The organism is Micromonospora qiuiae (genome assembly GCF_016863555.1).
Lineage (GTDB): Bacteria > Actinomycetota > Actinomycetes > Mycobacteriales > Micromonosporaceae > Micromonospora > Micromonospora qiuiae.
The window spans coordinates 60,171-79,842 of record NZ_BOPC01000028.1 but is presented as its reverse complement, the minus strand read 5'-3'; the positions used below and the strand labels follow the sequence as shown (position 1 = coordinate 79,842).

Here is a 19,672-nt window from a genome sequence, read left to right as displayed (position 1 = left end):
CGTCGCCGTCAACCTCGTGATCTACCTAGGTCAGACAGGGGAGGGGGAGGGTGAGCGTGTTTGAGCGGGTGGTGCGGCGGGGGTTGTTTCGGATCGGGCGTGGCGACGCCGAGGCCGCGCACGAGTGGACGCTGCGGCGGTTGTCGGCGCTGTCCGAGCGCCCGGTGGCGTTGGCGGCGTTGCGGGGCCGGTACGCCGTGGCGGCACCGCGCACGGTGTTCGGGGTGCGCTTCCCGAACCCGGTCGGGCTGGCCGCCGGGATGGACAAGGACGGCGTGGCGCTGCCGGCGTGGCCGGCGCTGGGCTTCGGCTTCGTCGAGGTGGGCACAGTGACGGCTCACCCCCAGCCGGGCAACCCCCGACCGCGGCTGTTCCGGTTGCCGGACAGCGAAGCGGTGATCAACCGGATGGGCTTCAACAACGCCGGCGCGGCGGCGCTGGCGGCGCGGCTGGCGGCGCTGTCCCGCCCGCTCGGCGTACCGCTGGGGATCTCGCTCGGCAAGTCCAAGGTGACGGCGCTGGATGACGCGGTGGAGGACTACCGTGCGTCCTACCGGGCGCTGCGCGGGCACGGGGACTACTTCGCGGTCAACGTCTCGTCACCGAACACGCCCGGGCTGCGCGCCCTGCAGGACCGCGAGCACCTGGACGCGTTGCTCGCCACATTGGTGGGGGAGAAGCCGGTGCTGGTGAAGATCGCGCCGGACCTGACCGAACCGGCGATCGCCGAACTGCTGGAGGTGTGTCTGGCCCGGGGCGCGGCCGGGGTGATCGCCACGAACACCACGCTGAGCCGGGACGGGCTCGCCCCGGCCGACCGGGGGCGTGCCGGCGAGGCGGGGGGCCTGTCCGGCCGCCCGCTGGCCGACCGGGCCCGGCAGGTGGTCGCCTTCGTCCACGCCGAGACCGGCGGGCGGCTGCCGATCATCGGCGTCGGCGGCATCGTCGACCCCGACGGCGCCGCCCGGATGTTCGACGCCGGCGCCAGCCTGGTGCAGCTCTACACCGGCTTCATCTACCGTGGCCCGGCCCTGCCCCGCGCGGTCGCCCGCGCCGCGGCGGGCGCCGCGCTGCCGGCCAGCACCGGATGAGGCCTCCCCGCGACCGCCGATCACGCCGGCCCGCCCGACCGCGAACAGCCGGCCTGGCCGCGCCAGGCCTGGTCCGACCAGCGGCTCCGGCCGGAGCACCTTCCCCCTTCCTTCCGCCCTTTGCTCTGCTTCAACCCACGCAACGGATCTGGCGCAGAACCGGTGCGTCCGGTGAAGCAGAGCAAAGGCTGCGGAGAAGGGACTGGACACCGCCGGCGGGCGTCCCGGCGGGATGCAGGCCGCCAGCCACGCTCAGCGGGGCACCGGGGAGGTGACTGAGCGCCGATGACCCCGGAGGAGATCCTCGCCGCCGACGCCGCGCACGTCTGGCATCCGTACGCCACGCTGCCGCCGGCTGTGCCGCCCTATCTGGTGGAGAGCGCCGAGGGGGTCCGGCTGCGCCTGGCCGACGGGCGTGAGCTGGTCGACGGCATGTCGTCCTGGTGGGCGGCGATCCACGGCTACCGGCATCCGGTGCTGGACGCGGCGGTCACCGACCAACTGGGCCGGATGAGCCACGTCATGTTCGGCGGACTGACCCACGCGCCCGCCGTGGAGCTGGCCCGCACCCTGGTCGAGCTGGCACCGGACGGGCTGGAGCACGTCTTCCTGGCCGACTCCGGTTCGGTCAGCGTCGAGGTCGCGGTCAAGATGTGCCTGCAGTACCAGCTCGCCGTCGGCCGGCCGCAGCGCCGCCGGCTGGGCACCTGGCGGGGCGGCTACCACGGCGACACCTTCCACCCGATGAGCGTCTGCGACCCGGAGGGCGGCATGCACCACCTCTGGGGCGACGTGTTGCCCCGGCAGGTGTTCGCTCCGATGCCGCCCGGTGGTTTCTCCTCTCCGCCCGACCCGGCGTACGAGGCGGCGCTGGTTCAGGCAGTCGAACGGCACGCCGACGAACTGGCCGCGGTGATCGTCGAGCCGGTGGTGCAGGGGGCCGGCGGGATGCGGTTCCACCACCCGCACTACCTGCGGGTGCTGCGCGAGGTGACCCGTGCCCACGGCGTACTGCTGATCTTCGACGAGATCGCCACCGGCTTCGGCCGCACCGGCAGGATGTTCGCCGCCGAGCACGCCGGGGTCGCCCCGGACGTGATGTGCGTCGGCAAGGCGCTCACCGGGGGCTATCTCACCCTCGCCGCCGCGCTGTGCACCGCCGAGATCGCGCGGGAGATCAGCGCCGGTGGTGTGTTGGCGCACGGGCCGACGTTCATGGGCAATCCGCTCGCCTGCGCGGTCGCCAACGCCTCGCTGGGGCTGCTGCGGGCCGGGGACTGGGCCGCACAGGTGTCGAGGCTCGAGCGCGGCCTGTGGGCCGGGCTGGAGCCGCTGCGGGCGATGCCAGGCGTGGTGGACGTGCGGGTGCTCGGCGGGATCGGTGTGGTGCAACTCGACCACGAGGTGGACCTCACGGCCGCCACGGCCGCCGCAGTGGCGCAGGGGGTGTGGTTGCGCCCGTTCCGGGATCTGGTCTACACGATGCCGCCGTACGTCACCGACGACGCCGACCTGGCGCTGATCGTGGCGGGGGTCACGGCGGCGGTCAAGGCGGGTTGAGTAGTCCTGCGGCGCCGCTCGACCCGGATTGAGTAGGCGGACAGCCCAGGTTGAGCATGAGAGGAAGCACTGACGAAATGGAGAGCTTCGGCGCCCGGCTGCACCGGGCCGTCAGCGAGCGGGGGCCGCTCTGCGTCGGGATCGATCCGCATCCGGCGCTGTTGGCCCGCTGGGGCCTCACCGACGACGTCGACGGGCTGAGACGGTTCGCCCGGACCGTCGTCAACGTCCTCGGTGACCGGGTTGCGGTGATCAAGCCACAGTCGGCGTTCTTCGAGCGATTCGGGTCCCAAGGATTGGCCGTCCTTGAGTCAACTATCCGACAGTTGCGCGAACGCGGCGCGCTCGTTCTGCTTGACGTCAAGCGCGGCGACATCGGCTCCACCGTCCGCGCGTACGCCTCGGCGTACCTTGAACCATCCAGCCCCATGTATGTCGACGCGGTTACCGCGAGCCCCTTCCTGGGAGTCGGTTCGCTCGCTCCGATGTTCGAACTGGCCGCCACGCACGGGGGCGGAGTCTTCGTCCTGGCGCTCACCTCCAATCCCGAGGGCGCCTCCGTGCAGCGGGCTCGCGGCGCCGACGGGCGGAGCGTCGCGCAGCTGGTGATCGACGAGGTTTCCCAGCTCAATGCAGGTGCGCAGCCACTCGGAAGCATCGGGCTGGTGGTCGGTGCGACGGTCGGCGAGACCGGCTGCGACCTGTCGGCGGTGAACGGTCCACTGCTCGCACCGGGCCTCGGAGCGCAGGGCGCCACGGCGGCGGATCTGCGTACGGTGTTCGGCTCGGCGCTGCCCGCGGTGCTGCCCTCGTACTCCCGGGAGGTGTTGGGCGCGGGGCCGGACCCGGCGGCGTTGCGGGCCGCGGCGGACCGCGCAGTGGGCGACTGCCGGGCCGCTCTGGCGATGTCATGACTGACTGACGGGTCGGTCACTTTGTGGCGATGGTCGCGTGCCCACGTTGCCGAAAGCTCCGTTGGCCGCTAGTTTTCCCCGCGCTGGGAACCCCTCGGGTTCACAGCGACACCACGTTTCACAGATGCGGCGGAGCGTCCCGCCCGTCGCGATAGGGACCTGAGGAGAACTGGTGCCGCTCCCGTCACTGACCCCCGAGCAGCGCGCAGCCGCGCTGGAGAAGGCTGCGGAGATCCGCAAAGCCCGTGCAGAGCTGAAGGAGCAGCTCAAGCAGGGCAAGACCACCCTCGCTGCCGTTCTTGAGCGGGCCGAGTCCGACGATGTCGTCGGCAAGCTCAAGGTGTCGGCCGTGCTGCAGGCGATGCCGGGCATCGGCAAGATCCGGGCCACCCAGATCATGGAGAAGCTCAAGATCGCCGACAGCCGTCGCCTGCGTGGCCTCGGCGAGCAGCAGCGCAAGGCCCTGCTTGGGGAGTTCGCCGCCAACTGAGCACGGCTGCGTGTAGAAACAAGCAGTGAGCTTGGATGACGAGGCGCGCCCGGCGGCTCGGCTCACTGTCCTGGTCAGCCCATCCGGTGCCGGCAGGGAGAGTGTCGTCGAGTCGGTCCGGGCGCGTTCTCCGTCAGTGTGGACGCCGATCACGCTCACCACCCGGCCTCGCCGGGAGGGGGAGTTGGACGGCGTCCATCGACACTTCGTCGCGCCGGCGGAGTTCGACCGCCGGGTGGCCGCCGGCGAACTGTTGGAGTGGAGCTGGTTCGGGGCGCACCGCCGGGGCACCGAGATCGCCCCGCTGCGCCGCCGGGTGGCCGCCGGACAGCCGGTCCTGCTGCCGCTGGATCTCGACGGGGCGCCGCTGGTCCGGGCCGCGTGGCCCGAGGCGGGATTCGTCCTACTCCATCCGCCCGGACGACTTCCGGAGATTGCCGTGGCGGTGGCCTTCGACCGCCGTCTGTCGCACGACCGTACCGAGCGCGTGGTAAACGAGCTGGTAGGCTTTATCGGTTCTTCCTTCCTGGCTCCGGCCCGACCGCGTCCGCGCGGTTGAGCGCCGGCACCGCGGTTACGCGGTCCGTGCGAAAGACGCAGAGGTTCACCCGTGGGATCCATCGCCAACCCTGAAGGCATCACCAACCCGCCGATCGACGAGCTCCTGGAGAAGACGACGTCGAAGTACGCGCTGGTCATCTTCGCGGCCAAGCGCGCCCGTCAGGTCAACGCCTACTACAGCCAGCTCGGCGAGGGCCTGCTGGAGTACGTCGGCCCGCTGGTCGAGACCACCCCTCAGGAGAAGCCGCTCTCGATCGCGATGCGCGAGATCAACGCAGGCCTGCTCACCGCCGAGCCGACTGACCAGCCGTAATCCCCGCGCGTCGATGAGCGCCCGGATCATCCTCGGCGTCGGCGGCGGGATCGCCGCCTACAAGGCGTGCGAGCTGCTGCGACTGTTCACCGAGTCGGGTCATTCGGTGCGGGTCGTGCCGACCGCCGCCGCGTTGCGGTTCGTCGGTCCGCCGACCTGGGCGGCGCTCTCCGGTCAGCCGGTCGCCGAGGACGTCTGGTCCGACGTGCACGAGGTGCCGCACGTCCGCCTCGGCCAGCAGGCCGATCTGGTGGTGGTCGCGCCCGCCACCGCCGACCTGCTGGCCAAGGCCGCCCACGGCCTCGCCGACGACCTGCTCACCAACACCCTGCTCACCGCCCGCTGCCCGGTGCTGCTCGCGCCGGCCATGCACACCGAGATGTGGGAGCACCCGGCCACCGTCGCCAACGTCGCCACGCTGCGGGCCCGGGGCGTGCGGGTGATCGAACCCGCCGTCGGGCGGCTCACCGGCGCCGACACCGGCAAGGGGCGGCTGCCCGATCCGGCGGAGATCTTCGCCGTCGCCCGGCGGGCGCTCGCCCGCGGGGCCGCCGACCCGGCCGACCTGGCCGGCCGGCACGTGGTGATCACCGCGGGCGGCACCCGGGAGCCGCTGGACCCGGTGCGGTTCCTCGGCAACCGTTCCTCCGGCAAGCAGGGCTACGCGTTCGTCCGCTCCGCCGTGGCCCGCGGTGCCCGAGTCACCTTGATCTCGGCCAACGTGGCACTGCCGGATCCGGCCGGGGCGGATGTGATCCGGGTGGGCAGCACACTCGAGCTGCGCGAGGCGACGCTGAAGGCGGCGACGGACGCCGACGCGGTGGTGATGGCGGCGGCTCCAGCCGATTTCCGGCCGGCGACGTACTCGCCTGGCAAAATCAAGAAGTCGGACGACGGCGCGGCGCCCACCATCGACCTCGTGACCAACCCGGATATCGCCGCTGAACTGGGCCAGCGCCGCCGACCGGAGCAGGTGCTGGTGGTGTTCGCCGCCGAGACCGGCGACGCCGAAGCCAACGGGCGGGCCAAGCTCGCCCGCAAGCGGGCCGATCTCATCGTGATCAACGAGGTCGGTCCGGACAAGGTCTTCGGCGCCGAGACCAACGCGGCCACCGTCATCGGTGTGGACGGTTCGGTCATCCGGATGCCCGAGCGGTCCAAGGAAGAGTTGGCCGACGGCGTGTGGGATCTGGTGGTCGCTCGGTTCACGGACGGCCTCTCCTGATCGCTGGATCGTGGACAACCGCGGACCGAGCTACTGACGGCTGCTGATTACACTGCCGCACAACGACATCCAAAAAAATCTAGGAGTGCCGTGACACGCCGCCTCTTCACGTCCGAATCGGTCACGGAAGGCCACCCGGACAAGATCGCCGATCAGATCAGTGATGGCATCCTCGACGCCCTTCTCAGCCAGGACCCGCACAGCCGGGTGGCCGTCGAGACCCTGATTACCACCGGTCAGGTCCACGTCGCCGGCGAGGTGACCACCAAGGCGTACGCCGACATCCCGACGATCGTCCGAGAGACAATTCTCGGTATCGGCTACGACTCGTCGAAGAAAGGCTTCGACGGGGCGTCGTGCGGCGTCAGCGTCTCGATCGGCTCCCAGTCCCCGGACATCGCCCAGGGCGTCGACAACGCCTTCGAGTTGCGTACCGGGGCGTCGGAGAGCGCGCTGGACGCGCAGGGCGCCGGTGACCAGGGCATGATGTTCGGCTTCGCCTGCTCGGAGACGCCCGAGCTGATGCCGCTGCCGATCGCGCTGGCGCACCGGCTGGCCCGCCGCCTGGCCACGGTCCGCAAGGACGGCATCGTCCCGTACCTGCGGCCGGACGGCAAGACCCAGGTCACCATCGAGTACGACGGGCTGCGGCCGGTGCGGCTCAACACCGTTGTCGTCTCCAGCCAGCACGCCGCGGACATCTCGCTGGACTCGCTGCTCACCCCGGACGTGCGCGACCACGTCATCGCGCCGGAGCTGGAGAGCCTCGACCTGGACACCGAGGGGTACCGGCTGCTGGTCAACCCGACCGGCCGGTTCGAGATCGGCGGTCCGATGGGTGACGCCGGCCTGACCGGGCGGAAGATCATCGTCGACACCTACGGCGGCTACGCCCGCCACGGCGGTGGTGCCTTCTCGGGCAAGGACCCGTCGAAGGTCGACCGGTCCGCCGCGTACGCGATGCGGTGGGTGGCCAAGAACGTGGTCGCCGCCGGCCTCGCCGAGCGCTGCGAGGTGCAGGTCGCGTACGCGATCGGCAAGGCGCACCCGGTCAGCCTCTTCATCGAGACGTTCGGCACCGAGACCGTGTCGGTGGCCTCGATCGAGAAGGCGGTCAACGAGATCTTCGACCTGCGTCCGGCCGCCATCATCCGGGATCTGCACCTGCTGCGTCCGATCTACCAGCAGACCGCCGCGTACGGCCACTTCGGCCGGGAGTTGCCGGACCTGACCTGGGAGAGCACCGACCGGGCCGCCGACCTTAAGTCGGCCGCAGGAGCCTGACCGGCGCCCGGCGGGACGACCGGCGACCTGCCGACGGGTCGCCGGTCGCTCGTGTCTGCGTCGACGTGCCGCTGGCGCACCTGGACCGGCCGTTCGACTATCTGGTCCCGCAGGAGTTGGCCGCCGACGCGCTGCCCGGCGTGCGGGTGAAGGTCCGCTTCGCCGGTCAGCTGGTCGGTGGGTGGCTGCTGGAACGGGTCGAGCGCTCCGACCATCCCCGGCTGGCGTACCTGGAGAAGGTGGTCTCGCCGGTGCCGGTGCTCGCTCCCGAGGTGGCCCGGCTGGCCCGCGCCGTCGGCGACCGCTACGCCGGCAGCCTGGCCGACGTGCTGCGCCTCGCGGTGCCGCCACGGCACGCCCGGGTGGAGAAGGAGATCATCGCCTCGGCGGCTCCGGACAAGCCCACGGTCGCGCCGCCGCAGGAGCTCACCGCCGCGGCGTCCGAACAGTCCACGGCCGTGGCCGCGCAACACCCGGCCGCCCGACCCGGCGCGCTCGGCGTGCCGGAGCCGGGCGGGTGGCGGGACTATCCGGCGGGGCCGGCGCTGCTGCGCGCGCTCGCCGCGGGCAGCGCACCCCGGGCCGTGTGGTCGGCGTTGCCGGGGGAGGACTGGGCGGCCCGCTACGCCGAGGCGATCGCCGCCACCGTGGCTGGCGGCCGGGGTGCCCTGGTGGTGGTCGCCGACGGGCGCGACCTGGACCGGCTCGACGCGGCGCTGACGGCGACGCTCGGCCCGGACCGACATGTGTGCCTCTCCGCCGCGCTCGGACCAGCGCGGCGCTACCGTGCCTTCCTCACCGCCCGCCGGGCCGACGCGCCGGTGGTGATCGGCACCCGGGCGGCCATGTTCGCCCCGGTGGCCCGGCTCGGGCTGGTGGGAATCTGGGACGACGGCGACGACCTGCACGCCGAGCCTCGGGCCCCGTATCCGCACGCTCGTGAGGTGCTGCTCACCCGGGCCCAGCTCGAACAGGCCGCGGCGCTGGTCGGCGGCTACGCCCGTACCGCCGAGGCGCAACTGCTGGTGGAGACCGGTTGGGCGCGCGAGGTGGTCGCCGACCGCGCGGTGCTGCGGGCGCGTACCCCCGCCGTCGCGCCGACCGGCGACGACCCGCAACTGGCCCGTGACCCGGCCGCGGCCACCGCCCGGCTGCCGAGCCTGGCCTGGGCCGCTGCCCGGGAAGCCCTCCGGGTGGACCTGCCGGTCCTGGTGCAGGTGCCGCGGCGCGGCTACCTGCCTTCGGTGGCCTGCGCCGAGTGCCGGGCCCCGGCCCGCTGCCCGCACTGCGCCGGGCCGCTGGCGTTGCCGTCGGCCGGCGGGGCGCCCGGCTGCCGCTGGTGCGCCCGGGTCGCCGCGGCGTACGCCTGTCCGCACTGCGGTGGGCGGCGGCTCCGGGCCTCCGTCGTCGGGGCCCGGCGCACCGCCGAGGAACTGGGCCGGGCCTTTCCCGGGGTGCCGGTGCGCACCTCGGGGCGGGAGGAGGTGCTGGTGGAGGTGCCCGGCGGCGGCGGCCTGGTGATCGCGACGCCCGGCGCCGAACCGGTCGCGACCGGTGGCTACGGCGCGGTGCTGCTGCTGGACACCTGGGCGTTGCTCACCCGGGCCGACCTGCGCGCCGGCGAGGAGGCGCTGCGCCGGTGGAGCGCGGCCGCCGCGTTGGCCCGACCGGCCGCCGCCGGTGGCCGGGTGGTGGTGGTCGCCGACGGTGGGCTCGCGCCGGTGCAGGCGCTGCTGCGCTGGGACGCGCCCTGGTTCGCCGCTCGGGAACTGGCCGAGCGGCGGGAGTTGGGCTTCCCGCCGGCGGTGCGGATGGCCAGCGTCACCGGTTCGCCCGCGGCCGTGGCCGATCTGCTGGCGCAGGCGCGGCTGCCCGACGGGGCGGAACTGCTCGGCCCGGTACCGGCCGACGGTGAGCGGGAGCGGATGCTGGTGCGGGTGCCGCGGGCACGGGCCGCGGTGTTGGCCGAGGCGTTGCACGCGGCAGCCGCGGTGCGCAGCGCCCGTAAGGCGCCCGACCCGGTGCGCCTCGAGATCGACCCGCTCGCAATGTTCTGACGGTGGTCACGGTGGGTGGTGTTCGGGGGTGCGCCGGCGCGGTGGTAGCATCGCCCGTCATGCCCACGACGGCGGGCCCGCGTCGGTCCGGCGCGGTATCAATGATCTCTATCAGCCGGTGATCAGGGGTGTACCAGTCGTGACCGTTCGTCAGTCGATCGTCTTCAACGGTGACCTCGGCAGCGGCAAGAGCACCGTCTCGGTGGTGATCGCCGAGCGGCTCGGGCTGCGTCGGGTCAGCGTCGGTGACCTCTACCGGCAGATGGCCCAGGAGCGGCAGATGACCGCGCTCCAGCTCAACCTGCACGCCGAGCTGGACCAGGCCGTCGACGGCTATGTCGACCAGTTGCAGCGCGACATCGCCGCCTCCGGCGAGAGCCTGGTCATGGACTCGCGGCTGGCCTGGCACTTCTTCACCGACGCGCTCAAGGTGCACATGATCACCGAGGCGGGTGAGGCGGCCCGGCGGGTGCTGCTGCGCCCCTCCGGCCCGGCCGAGAGCTACACCTCGCTGGAAGAGGCCAAGATCAAGCTCCGGGAGCGCAGCGAGAGCGAGCGCGGCCGGTTTCTGGTCCGCTACGGCGTGGACAAGGCCCGGCTGCGCAACTACGACCTGATCTGCGACACCACCCGGGCCCCGGCCGACGAGGTGATCGAGCGCATCATCGACGTGTACGAGGGGCGCCTCGCCCCCGAGGTGCTGAGCGGTGGACCGCCGCTGCTGCTGCTCGATCCGGCCCGGATCTACCCGACCGAGGACGTCGCGAGCCTGCGCGGGCTCTGGGACTCGACCTTCGTCGACGAGGTCGCCGCGGCGGGCGGGACGGGCCTGGAGCCGCTGGAGATCGGCTACACCGGCGAGTACTTCTTCGTGGTCGACGGGCACCGCCGGCTCAGCGCCGCCCTGCGCAACGGGTTCCGGCTGGTGCCCGGCCGGCTCGTCGCCGAGGTCGACGAGCCGGTGGTCGGTGACATCAGCGCCATCGACTACTTCGCCGCGCAGACCCGGCCCAGCCTGATCCACGACTGGGAGGCGGCCCACGAGATCCGCCTGCCGTTGCCGGAGCACGCCCTGCTCGGCGGTGACGCGGTGTTGGCGGGGGAGCCCGGCAGCGCCGGCTGAGTGTCCGCCGGGCCGCCGGCGGCGGGCTCCGGCCGGGACCACTGCGGGCAGGTCCGTAGACTGGTACGGCATTCGCCGTCCCACTGATCAAGGAGCCAACCCGCGTGACCGTCCAGCCCATCCGTCTGTTCGGGGACCCGGTGCTGCGCACGCCGGCCGATCCGGTGGTCGACTTCGACGCCGAGCTGCGCAAGCTCGTCGCCGACCTGACCGACACCATGCGTGAGCAGAGCGGCGCCGGTCTCGCCGCGCCGCAGATCGGCGTGGGTCTGCGGGTGTTCACCTTCCACGTCGACGACGTGCTCGGTCACCTGGTCAACCCGGTCCTGGAATTTCCCGACGCCGAGGAGCAGGACGGCCCGGAGGGCTGCCTGTCCATTCCCGGGCTGTATTTCGACACCAAGCGCCGGCAGAACGTGATCGCCAAGGGCTTCACCGGCCACGGCGACCCGGTGCAGATCGTCGGCACCGGCCTGATGGCGCGCTGCCTGCAACACGAGACCGACCACCTCGACGGCGTGCTGTTCGTCGACCGGCTGGACCCGGCCGGCCGCAAGGAGGCGATGAAGGCGATTCGCCAGGCCGAGTGGTACGACCCCGCCGCGCCGCCCACCGTGAAGCTGAGCCCGCACGGCGCCGGCAGCCCGTTCGGCCTGGGGCGGTGAACCGATGCGTGTGATCTTCGCCGGTACGCCGGCCGTCGCCGTCCCCGCCCTCGCCGCCGTGGCCGACTCCCGGCACGAGCTGGTCGCCGTGGTCACCCGTCCGGACGCGCCCGCCGGGCGTGGTCGGGGCCTGCATCGTTCCCCGGTCGGCGCCTGGGCCGACGAGCGCGGCATCGAGGTGCTCACCCCGGCCCGCCCGCGCGAGCCCGAGTTCCTGGACCGGCTGCGTGAGCTGGCCCCGGACTGTGTTCCGGTGGTGGCCTACGGCGCGCTGGTGCCGCCGGTGGCGCTGGAGATCCCCCGGCAGGGCTGGGTGAACCTGCACTTCTCGCTGCTGCCCGCCTGGCGCGGCGCGGCACCCGTGCAGCACGCCGTGCTGCACGGCGACGAGCTGACCGGCGCCAGCGTCTTCCAGTTGGAGGAGGGGCTGGACACCGGGCCGGTCTACGGCACCCTCACCGACGAGATCCGGCCCACCGACACCTCCGGCGACCTGCTGGAGCGGTTGGCCCACACCGGCGCCGGGCTGCTGGTGGCGGTGCTGGACGCGCTGGAGGACGGCACGGCGCGAGCCGAGCCGCAGCCCGCCGACGGGGTCTCCCTGGCGCCGAAGTTGACCGTCGAGGACGCCCGCGTCCGCTGGTCCGACCCCGCCTTCGCGGTGGACCGGCGCATCCGCGCCTGCACCCCGGCGCCCGGCCCGTGGACGACCTTCCGCGGCGAGCGGGTCAAGCTGGGCCCGGTCACCCCGGCCCCCGACGCCCCCGATCTGAAGCCCGGCGAGCTGCGGGTGGAGAAGGCGCAGGTGCTGGCCGGCACGGCCACCGTGCCGGTCCGGCTCGGCGAGGTGCGGGCGGCGGGCAAGCGGGCCATGTCGGCGCCCGATTGGGCGCGCGGTGCCCGGGTCAGCGCCGGGGAGGAGTTCGCGTGAGGGACACCGCTCCGCGTCGGGGCACGGACCGCCGGGGGCCGCGCTCCGGGCGGCCACCGGTGGACCAGCCGCGGCACGCCGCGTACGAGGCCGTCGCGGCGGTCAACCGCGACGACGCGTACGCCAACCTGGTGCTGCCGGCGATCCTGCGTGAGCAGGGGCTGATCGGCCGGGACGCGGCTTTCGCCACCGAGCTGACCTACGGCACCCTGCGGCGCCTCGGCACCCTCGACGCGATCCTCACGTCTGCCGCGGGCCGGGACGTGCAGCGGATCGACCCGCCGGTACGCGACGCGCTGCGGCTCGGCGCGTACCAGTTGCTGCACACCCGGGTGCCCGCGCACGCGGCCGTCTCCTCGACGGTCGACCTGGTGCGCACGGTCGGTCAGGGTGCCACCGGCTTCGCCAACGCGGTGCTGCGCGAGGTCGCCGGGCGCGATCTAGACGAGTGGGTGTCACGGCTGGCGCCGCCGCTGGAGACCGACCCGATCGGGCACCTCGCGCTGGCCTACAGCCATCCGCAGTGGATCGTCCGGGCGTTCGCCGAGGCGCTCGGTGGCGACCTCGGTGAGACCACCCGGCTGCTGATCGAGGACAACGAACGCCCGCCGGTGCACCTGTGCGCCCGGCCGGGCCTCGCCGACCCGGTCGAGTTGGCCGACGAGACCGGCGGCACACCGGGTGCCTTCTCGCCGTACGCGGTCTATCTCGACGGTGGTGGCTCCCCCGGTGACCTGGCGGCGGTGGCCGACGGGCGGGCCCACGTCCAGGACGAGGGTTCGCAACTGGTCGCGACCGCCCTGGCCGTCGCGCCGGTGGACGGCCCGGACGGCCGCTGGCTCGACCTGTGCGCCGGGCCCGGCGGCAAATCGGGGCTGCTCGGTGCCATCGCCGCGCAGCGCGGCGCGCGGTTGACCGCGGTGGAGGTGGCCGAACACCGGGCGCGGCTGGTCGCGAACGCCACCCGGGGCCTACCGGTCACCGTGCTGAACACCGACGGCCGGCTGGTCGGCGCCGAGCCGAAGCTGCCGGAGAGGCACTTCGACCGGGTGCTGGTCGATGCGCCCTGCACCGGTCTGGGCTCGCTGCGTCGCCGGCCCGAGGCGCGCTGGCGGCGCCAGCCGTCGGACCTGCCCGCCCTGACCCGGTTGCAGCGTGAGCTGCTCGCCGCCGGTCTGCGCGCGGTCCGTCCCGGCGGCGTGCTGGCCTACGTGACCTGTTCACCGCACACCGTGGAGACCCACGTGTCGGTGACCGAAGCGGCTCGCCGCAGCGGCACGCCGGTCGATTTCGTCGACGCCCGCTCGGCGCTGCCGACGGGCATGCCGGGGCTCGGCGACGGACCGACGGTGCAACTGTGGCCACACCGGCACGGCACCGACGCCATGTTCCTCGCCCTGCTGCGCCGAGGCTGAGACCCCTTCGTCGACCCGGCCCGCGATCGTCCCGGCGGGCGCGTCGGTCAGGTCACGGGCAGCCCCTGCGGACCGACGCCGCGCATCGAACCGGTGAGCTTGCGGTCATCGCTCCACAAGATACAGCGCACCCCGCGGTCGCCCTCCTCCCATTCCCGCTGCGACGGCGGGTAGAAGATGGAGCCGGCGCGGTAGGGCAACTCGGGATTGTTGGGCACGTCGGCGAAGGCGGCGATCAGTTCCATGCAGCGCTGGTGCGCCTGGCCGGCCGAGTTGTTGAACTCCTCCCAGCTCATGTCCTCTTCGGTGTACACCCCGACGAACTCGGCGCCGTGCGGTTCGGTGCACAGCACGGGGGCCATGTAGTTCAGGCTGTTGCCGATCAGCTTCGGGTCGAAGCAGCGGTGGACCAGCGGTGAGTCGCCGATCAGCGCCCCGCGCAGGCTGCCGGTGCGGTTCACCGGTCGGGTGTTGTCGATGCTGTCGGTCTCGCTCAGATCGCAGCGGAACCACCGGGCGCCGCCGTTCCAGGCCGCCACCGACGGCAGGGCGATGTTGAGCGTCAGCCGGGCGATGTGCCAGTCCCCACCGAGCACCAGCCGGGCGCGCTGGTCGCATTCGGCCCGGGCGGCACGCAGTGCCGACGAACCCGGTTCGGGTCGTGGACCCTTCGCCGCCCGGCCGACGAACGTGCCCACGTGCACCGTCTCAGCCAGGTGGTTGCGGGCGCAGTCCACGGTCTCGTAGGTGCTCGCCTGCACGATCGCGGTGACCCGGGGCAGACAGGCGTCGGTGGCCGGCACGAACATCGTCGGCGCGCGCAGCGCGGGCCAGTCGTTGGTGAGATTCCCGTCCGTCCCGCCCGGCCGCACGCAGCCGGAGAGCAGGAGCGCTGTCACGCCAGCCAGCGCCAGCGCCGCGAGCCACCGTCGCATCGTTCGCCGTTACCTTTCAGTGCGCTTTGGTGAGCGCACGATCGATAGTCCTGCCTTGCGGCGGGACGGTCCCGGTCTGACCCGCTGATGCGGTGCCGGGTTCACGTTTCGTGGCCACCTGCCCGCGTACGCGGGTCTTCTGGTCGGCTCCACGTGCTGCGACCGGGCCACTCCCGGCGGTGTCGAACTGCGCCGCCAGGGCGGCCAGGTTCAGTGCGGCGTTGCGGTCCCGGTCGATGACCAGACCGCACATCTCACAGGCGAACTCACGCTCGTGCAGGGCGAGCTTGGTTTTCACCGCGCCGCAGCCCGAGCAGGTCTTCGAGGACGGATACCAGCGGTCGGCCACGAGGAGCCCTGCGCCGTTCCAGGTGGTCTTGTATGCCAACTGGCGGCGGATCTCGGCGAATCCGGCGTCAGCGATGTGCCGGGCGAGCTTGCGGTTGGCGAGCATGCCGGTCACGTTCAGGTCTTCGACCACGATCGTGCCGTACGTCGTGGCGAGTCGGGTGGTGAGCTTGTGCAGGCCGTCACGGCGTAGGTTCGCCACCCGGGCGTGCGCGCGGCCGAGCCGGGCCGCTGCCCGCTCCCATCGCTTCGACGCGCGTTGGCCGGTGCGCCGGTCTGGGCCAGCCTTGCGAGACAGCGCCCGGCCGAGTGCCCGCATGCGCCGCTGCGCGGCCACGAGGTGGCGCGGGTTGCCGACCATCTCTCCGGTTGACAGCACGGCGAGGTGCGTGATCCCGACGTCGACGCCGACCACGACGCCCGGCCGTGCCGGGCCGCGTTCGGCGCGTTCGACCTCGACGGTGAACGACACGTGCCAGCGCCCGCCGTCGCGTCGCACCGTGGCGGACATGATCCGCGCCGCGCCTGCTTCGAGGCGGCGACCGAGTTTGCGTGCTGACTCGTGCAGCTTCAACCGCCCCAGCCGCGGCAGGACGACGTGCATCCGGTCGGGCTCGACGCGGATCGCGCCGGTGGTGAACCGCACCGATGCTGTGGTGCGGCGGCGGGACTTGAACCGAGGAAACCCCACCGGCCGTCCGGCGCGTTTCCCCGTGCGGGAATCGGCCCAGTTCTTCAAGCCGCGTGCGAGGGCGTCGAGGCCAGTGTTGAACGCCTCCTTGGACACCTCAGCCCACCACGGCGCAACGTCGGGCTTGGCGGCGTTCCACGCCTTGCGCAGGCCCGCGAGGGACCACGACAGCGACGGTGTCAGTCGCTCGTCCGGCACGCCGTACGAACGCTCGGCCGTGCGCTGGTCCATCACGGCTTTGACCTTCGCGAGCGCCCAGTTGTGCGCGACCCGGGCGGCCCCGGCGTGCGCCAGGACGTCCCGCTCCTGGCCTGCGGTGAGGTCGAGCGCAAATCGGTACGCCTGGATCGTCTTCACACCGAACCCTCAATCGCGGCCTCGACCCACGGCGGGCACGCTTCGCCGCTGCCCGGCGAAGCGTGCAGACGGGCGCACAGCGATGTCAGGATCTCGGTCACCTCCCGGACCAGGTCGTCATCGACCTCTGCCGGGCCGACCACCAGCAAACGCCGGACCTGCGCGGTCAGGGCAGCCTCGACGTACTCAACGCCGAAGCTAATCAGCCGGTTAAGCCGGTACGCGGGAACAGGCAGCGTCCCGGACTCGTATCGCCGACGCGCGGTCGCGTACGAAATACCCGTCGCCACTGCCCACTCCTTCAGATTGACAATGCCAACTACAACGCACTATTGAGCACTATTGACGACCGACACGCCAGCAGTTGTCACCCCCTCCCGGGAGCCGCCGCCCGGCTGTCGGCTCCCGCGCCCACCGGCCTGCACCTTACGGGTCACCGTCCCCGATGGAGTGTCGCCGCCCTCGTGGCCGTCTGGCCAGTCGGGCGCCGCATCGGTTGCGCCGCATCGGCCCGAAGGGGGCCATTCTGCACCATCGGTAGCCGTCGGGTCACGGGGTGTTCCGGTTGGTGCCGTGTTGCCGACGGCGGATGACCGCGTTCGTACACTGGCCCTGTGACCGTACCGCCGCCGATCATCGCGCCAAGTATCCTCGCCGCCGATTTCGCCCGTCTCGCCGAAGAGGTCCGCGCCGTCGAAACTGCGGCGGACTGGTTGCACGTGGATGTGATGGACAACCACTTCGTGCCGAACCTGACCATCGGGCTGCCGGTGGTGCAGAGCCTGCGGGCCGCCACCGAACTGCCCTTCGACGTGCACCTGATGATCGAGGATCCGCGGCGCTGGGCGCCCGGCTACGCCGACGCCGGGGCGTACAACGTGACCTTCCACGCCGAGGCGTGCGACGACCCGGTGGCGCTGGCCAAGGACCTGCGCGCGGCGGGCGCCAAGGCGGGGCTGGCGATCGACCGGGACACCCCGGTCGAGCCGTACCTCGACCTGCTGCCGAGCTTCGACACGCTGCTGATCATGACGATCAAGGCCGGGTTCGGCGGGCAGCGGTTCATCCCTGACATGCTGGAGAAGGTCCGCACCGCGCGCCAGCACGTCGACGCCGGTCACCTCGAACTGCGCATCGAGGTCGACGGCGGGATCGCCGCCGACACCATCGAGCAGGCGGCTGCGGCGGGCGCCGACGCCTTCGTCGCCGGCACCGCCGTCTACGGCGCCGATGATCCGGCCGAGGCGGTACGCCGGCTGCGCGGGCTGGCGGAGCGCGCGGCGACCGGGGCGTGACGTGGAGCCCGACGGCGATCGTAAGGACGTGATCCTCGTCGTCGACGACGACGAGGACATCGCCCGCTTCGTCGAGTTCAACCTGCGGCTGCACGGTTTCGAGGTGGTCATCGCCGCGGACGGTCAGGAAGCGCTCGACCTCGTCGGACGACAGCGGCCCGACCTCGCCGTGGTCGACCTGATGATGCCGCGCGTGGACGGCCTGGAGTTGACCCGGCGGCTGCGCGCCGACCCGATGACCGCCGCGCTGCCGGTGATCATGTTGACCGCCAAGGGGATGACCCAGGACAAGGTCAACGGGCTCAGCGCCGGGGCCGACGACTACCTGGTCAAGCCGTTCGACACCCTGGAACTGCTGGCCCGGGTGACCTCGACCCTGCGACGTAACAAGGAGTTCCGCGAGGTCTCCCCGCTGACCGGCCTGCCGGGCAACAGCCGCATCCGGCGGGAGATCGCCGACCGGGTCCGCAGCGGCACCGACTACGCGGTCGGCTACATCGACATCGACCGGTTCAAGAGCGTCAACGACCGGTACGGTTTCGTCCGGGGTGACGACTTCATCACCGCGCTGGCGCGCAGCCTGCACCGGGCGGTGATCTCGGTGGCGCTGCCGCCGGCCTTCCTCGGTCACGTGGGCGGTGACGACTTCATCTTCGTCTGCACCCCGGAGCAGGTGCTGCCGCTCACCTCACAGGTGTCGGCGGACTTCGAGAGGGCCGCGGACGCGCTCTACGACCCCACCGACCGGGAGCGCGGCTACGTCGAGCTGAAGGACCGGCGGGGCAACATCCGCCGGGCCGCGCTGGTCACTCTCTCCATCGGGGTCTCCGTCTCCGACGCCGACAAGCGCCTCACCGACCCCCTCGACGCGATGACGATCGCCTCAGAGATGAAGACGGTGGCCAAGAGCCAACCTGGCTCGTACGTGGCGGTGGACCGTCGTCGCGGCGTCGCCGATCCGAACCACCGTCATGTGAAGTAGCTCGCCGGAGTAGCCGAACACCCCGGTCGGCGTGTAAGACTTCCATCAGTACCCACCACGCGCTGGCGGGACTCGGTGTAATTCCGAACCGGCGGTGATCCACGGCCCGACCGTGGTAAGCCCGCGACCCGGGAGCGGCTCGTCCGCCCGGTGGACCTGGTGAGATTCCGGGGCCGACGGTTGGGGGCGGCTTCGGCCGCGCCCAGACAGTCCGGATGGGAGACAGCGCGCGGGACGGAAGGGTCGTGTGCTCGCCGGGTTCCGGCATGCGCATCGCCCACCGGGGCGGCGGTCGCCGCGCCCGGATTCCGCCTGCCCGTCCGACTCCCCTGCCCCGCCCGCGCGAGCAGAGCGAGAGGGCAGGGGCCAGGCGATGGCGAGCGTCTCCGTCGACGAGGCGATGCGTCGCGCGATCGAACTCGCGGCGCGCGGGCTCGGCACGACCAGTCCCAACCCCGTGGTCGGCTGTGTGCTGCTCGACGCCGACGGCGAGGTGGTCGGCGAGGGCTTCCACGCGTACGCCGGCGGGCCGCACGCCGAGATCGTGGCGCTGGCCCAGGCCGGTCACCGCGCGAAGGGCGGCACCGCCGTGGTGACCCTGGAACCCTGTGACCACACTGGCCGCACCGGCCCCTGCAGCCTCGCGCTGGTGCAGGCGGGAGTGGCCCGGGTCGTCATCGCGGTACCCGACCCCAACCCGGTCGCCACCGGTGGCGCCGCGACCCTGCGCGCCGCTGGCATCCAGGTCGACCTGGGGGTACGCGGCGCCGAGGCGGAGAACGGAAACGTGGCCTGGCTGACCGCCATGCGCCGGGGCTGGCCGTACGTGATCTGGAAGTTCGCCGCGACGCTCGACGGGCGATCGGCGGCGGCCGATGGCACCAGCATGTGGATCACGTCCGAGGCGGCCCGGATGGACGTGCACGCGCTGCGCGCCACCGTCGACGCGGTGGTCGTCGGCGTGGGCACGGTGCTCGCCGACGATCCCCGACTCACCGTGCGCAACCTGCGCGACGGCAGCCTGGCCATCCGACAGCCGCTGCGGGTGGTGGTCGACTCGGCCGGACGTACCCCGGCCGATGCCCAGGTCCGCGACGGCGCCGCCGCCACCTGGATCGCCACCGCCGCCGAGGTGGGCACCGGCCCGGACGGCGGCGTGGACCTGCCCGCGCTGATGGCGGCCCTGCAGGTGCGCGGGGTGCGGGCCGTGCTGCTGGAAGGCGGCCCGCGACTGGCCGGGGCGTTCCTCGCGGCCGGCCTGGTCGACCGGGTCGTCGGCTACCTCGCTCCCCGGCTGCTCGGCGCCGGACCCGCCGCCCTGGTCGACGCGGGCGTGAGCACCATCGCCGAGGCCATCGACCTGGAGGTCACGGACGTCACGCAGATCGGTCCCGACCTGCGGATCGCCGCGTTGCCCCGCAAGAGGGAGGGCTAG

18 protein-coding genes, 1 pseudogene and 1 riboswitch are annotated in these 19,672 nt (G+C 72.5%); of the genes and pseudogenes, 16 read left to right on the top strand and 3 right to left on the bottom strand.

The genetic code is table 11. The features are described from left to right. Positions 1-56: 56 nt before the first annotated feature. From Vqi01_RS11390 to Vqi01_RS11330, 13 genes are all read left to right on the top strand, one after another. Positions 57-1,091 (top strand): quinone-dependent dihydroorotate dehydrogenase, encoded by a 1,035-nt coding sequence (locus Vqi01_RS11390; protein ID WP_372444347.1) that lies wholly within the window; start codon positions 57-59, stop codon positions 1,089-1,091. A 285-nt stretch (positions 1,092-1,376) separates the two neighbouring features. Then, complete coding sequence (locus tag Vqi01_RS11385) at positions 1,377-2,651, top strand: adenosylmethionine--8-amino-7-oxononanoate transaminase (protein WP_204034701.1); 1,275 nt, start codon at positions 1,377-1,379, stop codon at positions 2,649-2,651. Positions 2,652-2,728: 77 nt separating this feature from the next. Then, positions 2,729-3,565, top strand: a complete 837-nt coding sequence (pyrF, locus tag Vqi01_RS11380; RefSeq protein WP_204034743.1) for an orotidine-5'-phosphate decarboxylase — start codon at positions 2,729-2,731, stop codon at positions 3,563-3,565. 172 nt (positions 3,566-3,737) lie between these two features. Beyond that, positions 3,738-4,055, top strand: a complete 318-nt coding sequence (gene mihF / locus Vqi01_RS11375; RefSeq protein ID WP_088962722.1) for an integration host factor, actinobacterial type — start codon at positions 3,738-3,740, stop codon at positions 4,053-4,055. A gap of 25 nt (positions 4,056-4,080) precedes the next feature. After that, positions 4,081-4,614, top strand: a complete 534-nt coding sequence (locus Vqi01_RS11370) for a nucleoside/nucleotide kinase family protein (RefSeq protein WP_204034700.1) — start codon at positions 4,081-4,083, stop codon at positions 4,612-4,614. A 51-nt stretch (positions 4,615-4,665) separates the two neighbouring features. Beyond that, on the top strand, positions 4,666-4,929 hold the full coding sequence (gene rpoZ, locus Vqi01_RS11365) for a DNA-directed RNA polymerase subunit omega (protein ID WP_007075826.1): 264 nt from the start codon (positions 4,666-4,668) through the stop codon (positions 4,927-4,929). 13 nt (positions 4,930-4,942) lie between these two features. After that, the gene (gene coaBC, locus Vqi01_RS11360; RefSeq protein ID WP_204034699.1) at positions 4,943-6,154 is read left to right on the top strand and encodes a bifunctional phosphopantothenoylcysteine decarboxylase/phosphopantothenate--cysteine ligase CoaBC; all 1,212 of its coding nucleotides are present in this window, start codon (positions 4,943-4,945) and stop codon (positions 6,152-6,154) included. Positions 6,155-6,244: 90 nt separating this feature from the next. Further along, the gene (metK, locus tag Vqi01_RS11355; protein ID WP_204034698.1) at positions 6,245-7,438 is read left to right on the top strand and encodes a methionine adenosyltransferase; all 1,194 of its coding nucleotides are present in this window, start codon (positions 6,245-6,247) and stop codon (positions 7,436-7,438) included. Between the two features lie 65 nt (positions 7,439-7,503). Continuing rightward, positions 7,504-9,495, top strand: a complete 1,992-nt coding sequence (locus tag Vqi01_RS11350; RefSeq protein ID WP_239098326.1) for a primosomal protein N' — start codon at positions 7,504-7,506, stop codon at positions 9,493-9,495. A 139-nt stretch (positions 9,496-9,634) separates the two neighbouring features. Next, on the top strand, positions 9,635-10,618 hold the full coding sequence (locus Vqi01_RS11345) for an AAA family ATPase (protein ID WP_204034697.1): 984 nt from the start codon (positions 9,635-9,637) through the stop codon (positions 10,616-10,618). 104 nt (positions 10,619-10,722) lie between these two features. Beyond that, positions 10,723-11,283, top strand: coding sequence for a peptide deformylase (gene def, locus Vqi01_RS11340; RefSeq protein ID WP_204034696.1), 561 nt, complete (start codon positions 10,723-10,725; stop codon positions 11,281-11,283). 4 nt (positions 11,284-11,287) lie between these two features. Continuing rightward, positions 11,288-12,214, top strand: a complete 927-nt coding sequence (fmt, locus tag Vqi01_RS11335) for a methionyl-tRNA formyltransferase (protein WP_204034695.1) — start codon at positions 11,288-11,290, stop codon at positions 12,212-12,214. Continuing rightward, positions 12,169-13,629 (top strand): RsmB/NOP family class I SAM-dependent RNA methyltransferase, encoded by a 1,461-nt coding sequence (locus Vqi01_RS11330; protein WP_372444346.1) that lies wholly within the window; start codon positions 12,169-12,171, stop codon positions 13,627-13,629. The genes fmt and Vqi01_RS11330 overlap by 46 nt, the downstream gene beginning before the upstream one ends. 47 nt (positions 13,630-13,676) lie before the next feature. Here Vqi01_RS11330 and Vqi01_RS11325 read toward each other — a convergent pair whose 3' ends face one another. From Vqi01_RS11325 to Vqi01_RS11315, 3 genes and pseudogenes are all read right to left on the bottom strand, one after another. Next, the gene (locus Vqi01_RS11325; RefSeq protein WP_204034694.1) at positions 13,677-14,564 is read right to left on the bottom strand and encodes a septum formation family protein; all 888 of its coding nucleotides are present in this window, start codon (positions 14,562-14,564) and stop codon (positions 13,677-13,679) included. Between the two features lie 16 nt (positions 14,565-14,580). Continuing rightward, complete coding sequence (gene tnpB, locus Vqi01_RS11320) at positions 14,581-15,960, bottom strand: IS607 family element RNA-guided endonuclease TnpB (protein WP_204034693.1); 1,380 nt, start codon at positions 15,958-15,960, stop codon at positions 14,581-14,583. A 28-nt stretch (positions 15,961-15,988) separates the two neighbouring features. Continuing rightward, positions 15,989-16,172: pseudogene (locus tag Vqi01_RS11315) on the bottom strand (IS607 family transposase); the annotation flags it as partial. A 402-nt stretch (positions 16,173-16,574) separates the two neighbouring features. Here Vqi01_RS11315 and rpe point away from each other — a divergent pair. The 3 genes from rpe to ribD all read left to right on the top strand — a co-directional run bounded on the left by rpe (position 16,575) and on the right by ribD (position 19,672). Continuing rightward, positions 16,575-17,255 (top strand): ribulose-phosphate 3-epimerase, encoded by a 681-nt coding sequence (gene rpe / locus Vqi01_RS11310; protein ID WP_204034692.1) that lies wholly within the window; start codon positions 16,575-16,577, stop codon positions 17,253-17,255. Further along, positions 17,191-18,237 (top strand): response regulator, encoded by a 1,047-nt coding sequence (locus tag Vqi01_RS11305; protein WP_204034691.1) that lies wholly within the window; start codon positions 17,191-17,193, stop codon positions 18,235-18,237. The genes rpe and Vqi01_RS11305 overlap by 65 nt, the downstream gene beginning before the upstream one ends. 57 nt (positions 18,238-18,294) lie before the next feature. Then, positions 18,295-18,468: riboswitch (FMN riboswitch) on the top strand. A 142-nt stretch (positions 18,469-18,610) separates the two neighbouring features. Continuing rightward, positions 18,611-19,672, top strand: coding sequence for a bifunctional diaminohydroxyphosphoribosylaminopyrimidine deaminase/5-amino-6-(5-phosphoribosylamino)uracil reductase RibD (ribD, locus tag Vqi01_RS11300; protein WP_204034690.1), 1,062 nt, complete (start codon positions 18,611-18,613; stop codon positions 19,670-19,672).

What these genes read in the sequence shown, in the direction of transcription:
- fmt (WP_204034695.1), top strand. Translation starts at nt 11,288, where the DNA reads ATGCGTGTGATCTTCGCCGGTACGCCGGCCGTCGCCGTCCCCGCCCTC.
- Vqi01_RS11325 (WP_204034694.1), bottom strand. Translation starts at nt 14,564, where the DNA reads ATGCGACGGTGGCTCGCGGCGCTGGCGCTGGCTGGCGTGACAGCGCTC.
- Vqi01_RS11385 (WP_204034701.1), top strand. Translation starts at nt 1,377, where the DNA reads ATGACCCCGGAGGAGATCCTCGCCGCCGACGCCGCGCACGTCTGGCAT.
- pyrF (WP_204034743.1), top strand. Translation starts at nt 2,729, where the DNA reads ATGGAGAGCTTCGGCGCCCGGCTGCACCGGGCCGTCAGCGAGCGGGGG.
- ribD (WP_204034690.1), top strand. Translation starts at nt 18,611, where the DNA reads ATGGCGAGCGTCTCCGTCGACGAGGCGATGCGTCGCGCGATCGAACTC.
- Vqi01_RS11305 (WP_204034691.1), top strand. Translation starts at nt 17,191, where the DNA reads ATGATCCGGCCGAGGCGGTACGCCGGCTGCGCGGGCTGGCGGAGCGCG.
- coaBC (WP_204034699.1), top strand. Translation starts at nt 4,943, where the DNA reads ATGAGCGCCCGGATCATCCTCGGCGTCGGCGGCGGGATCGCCGCCTAC.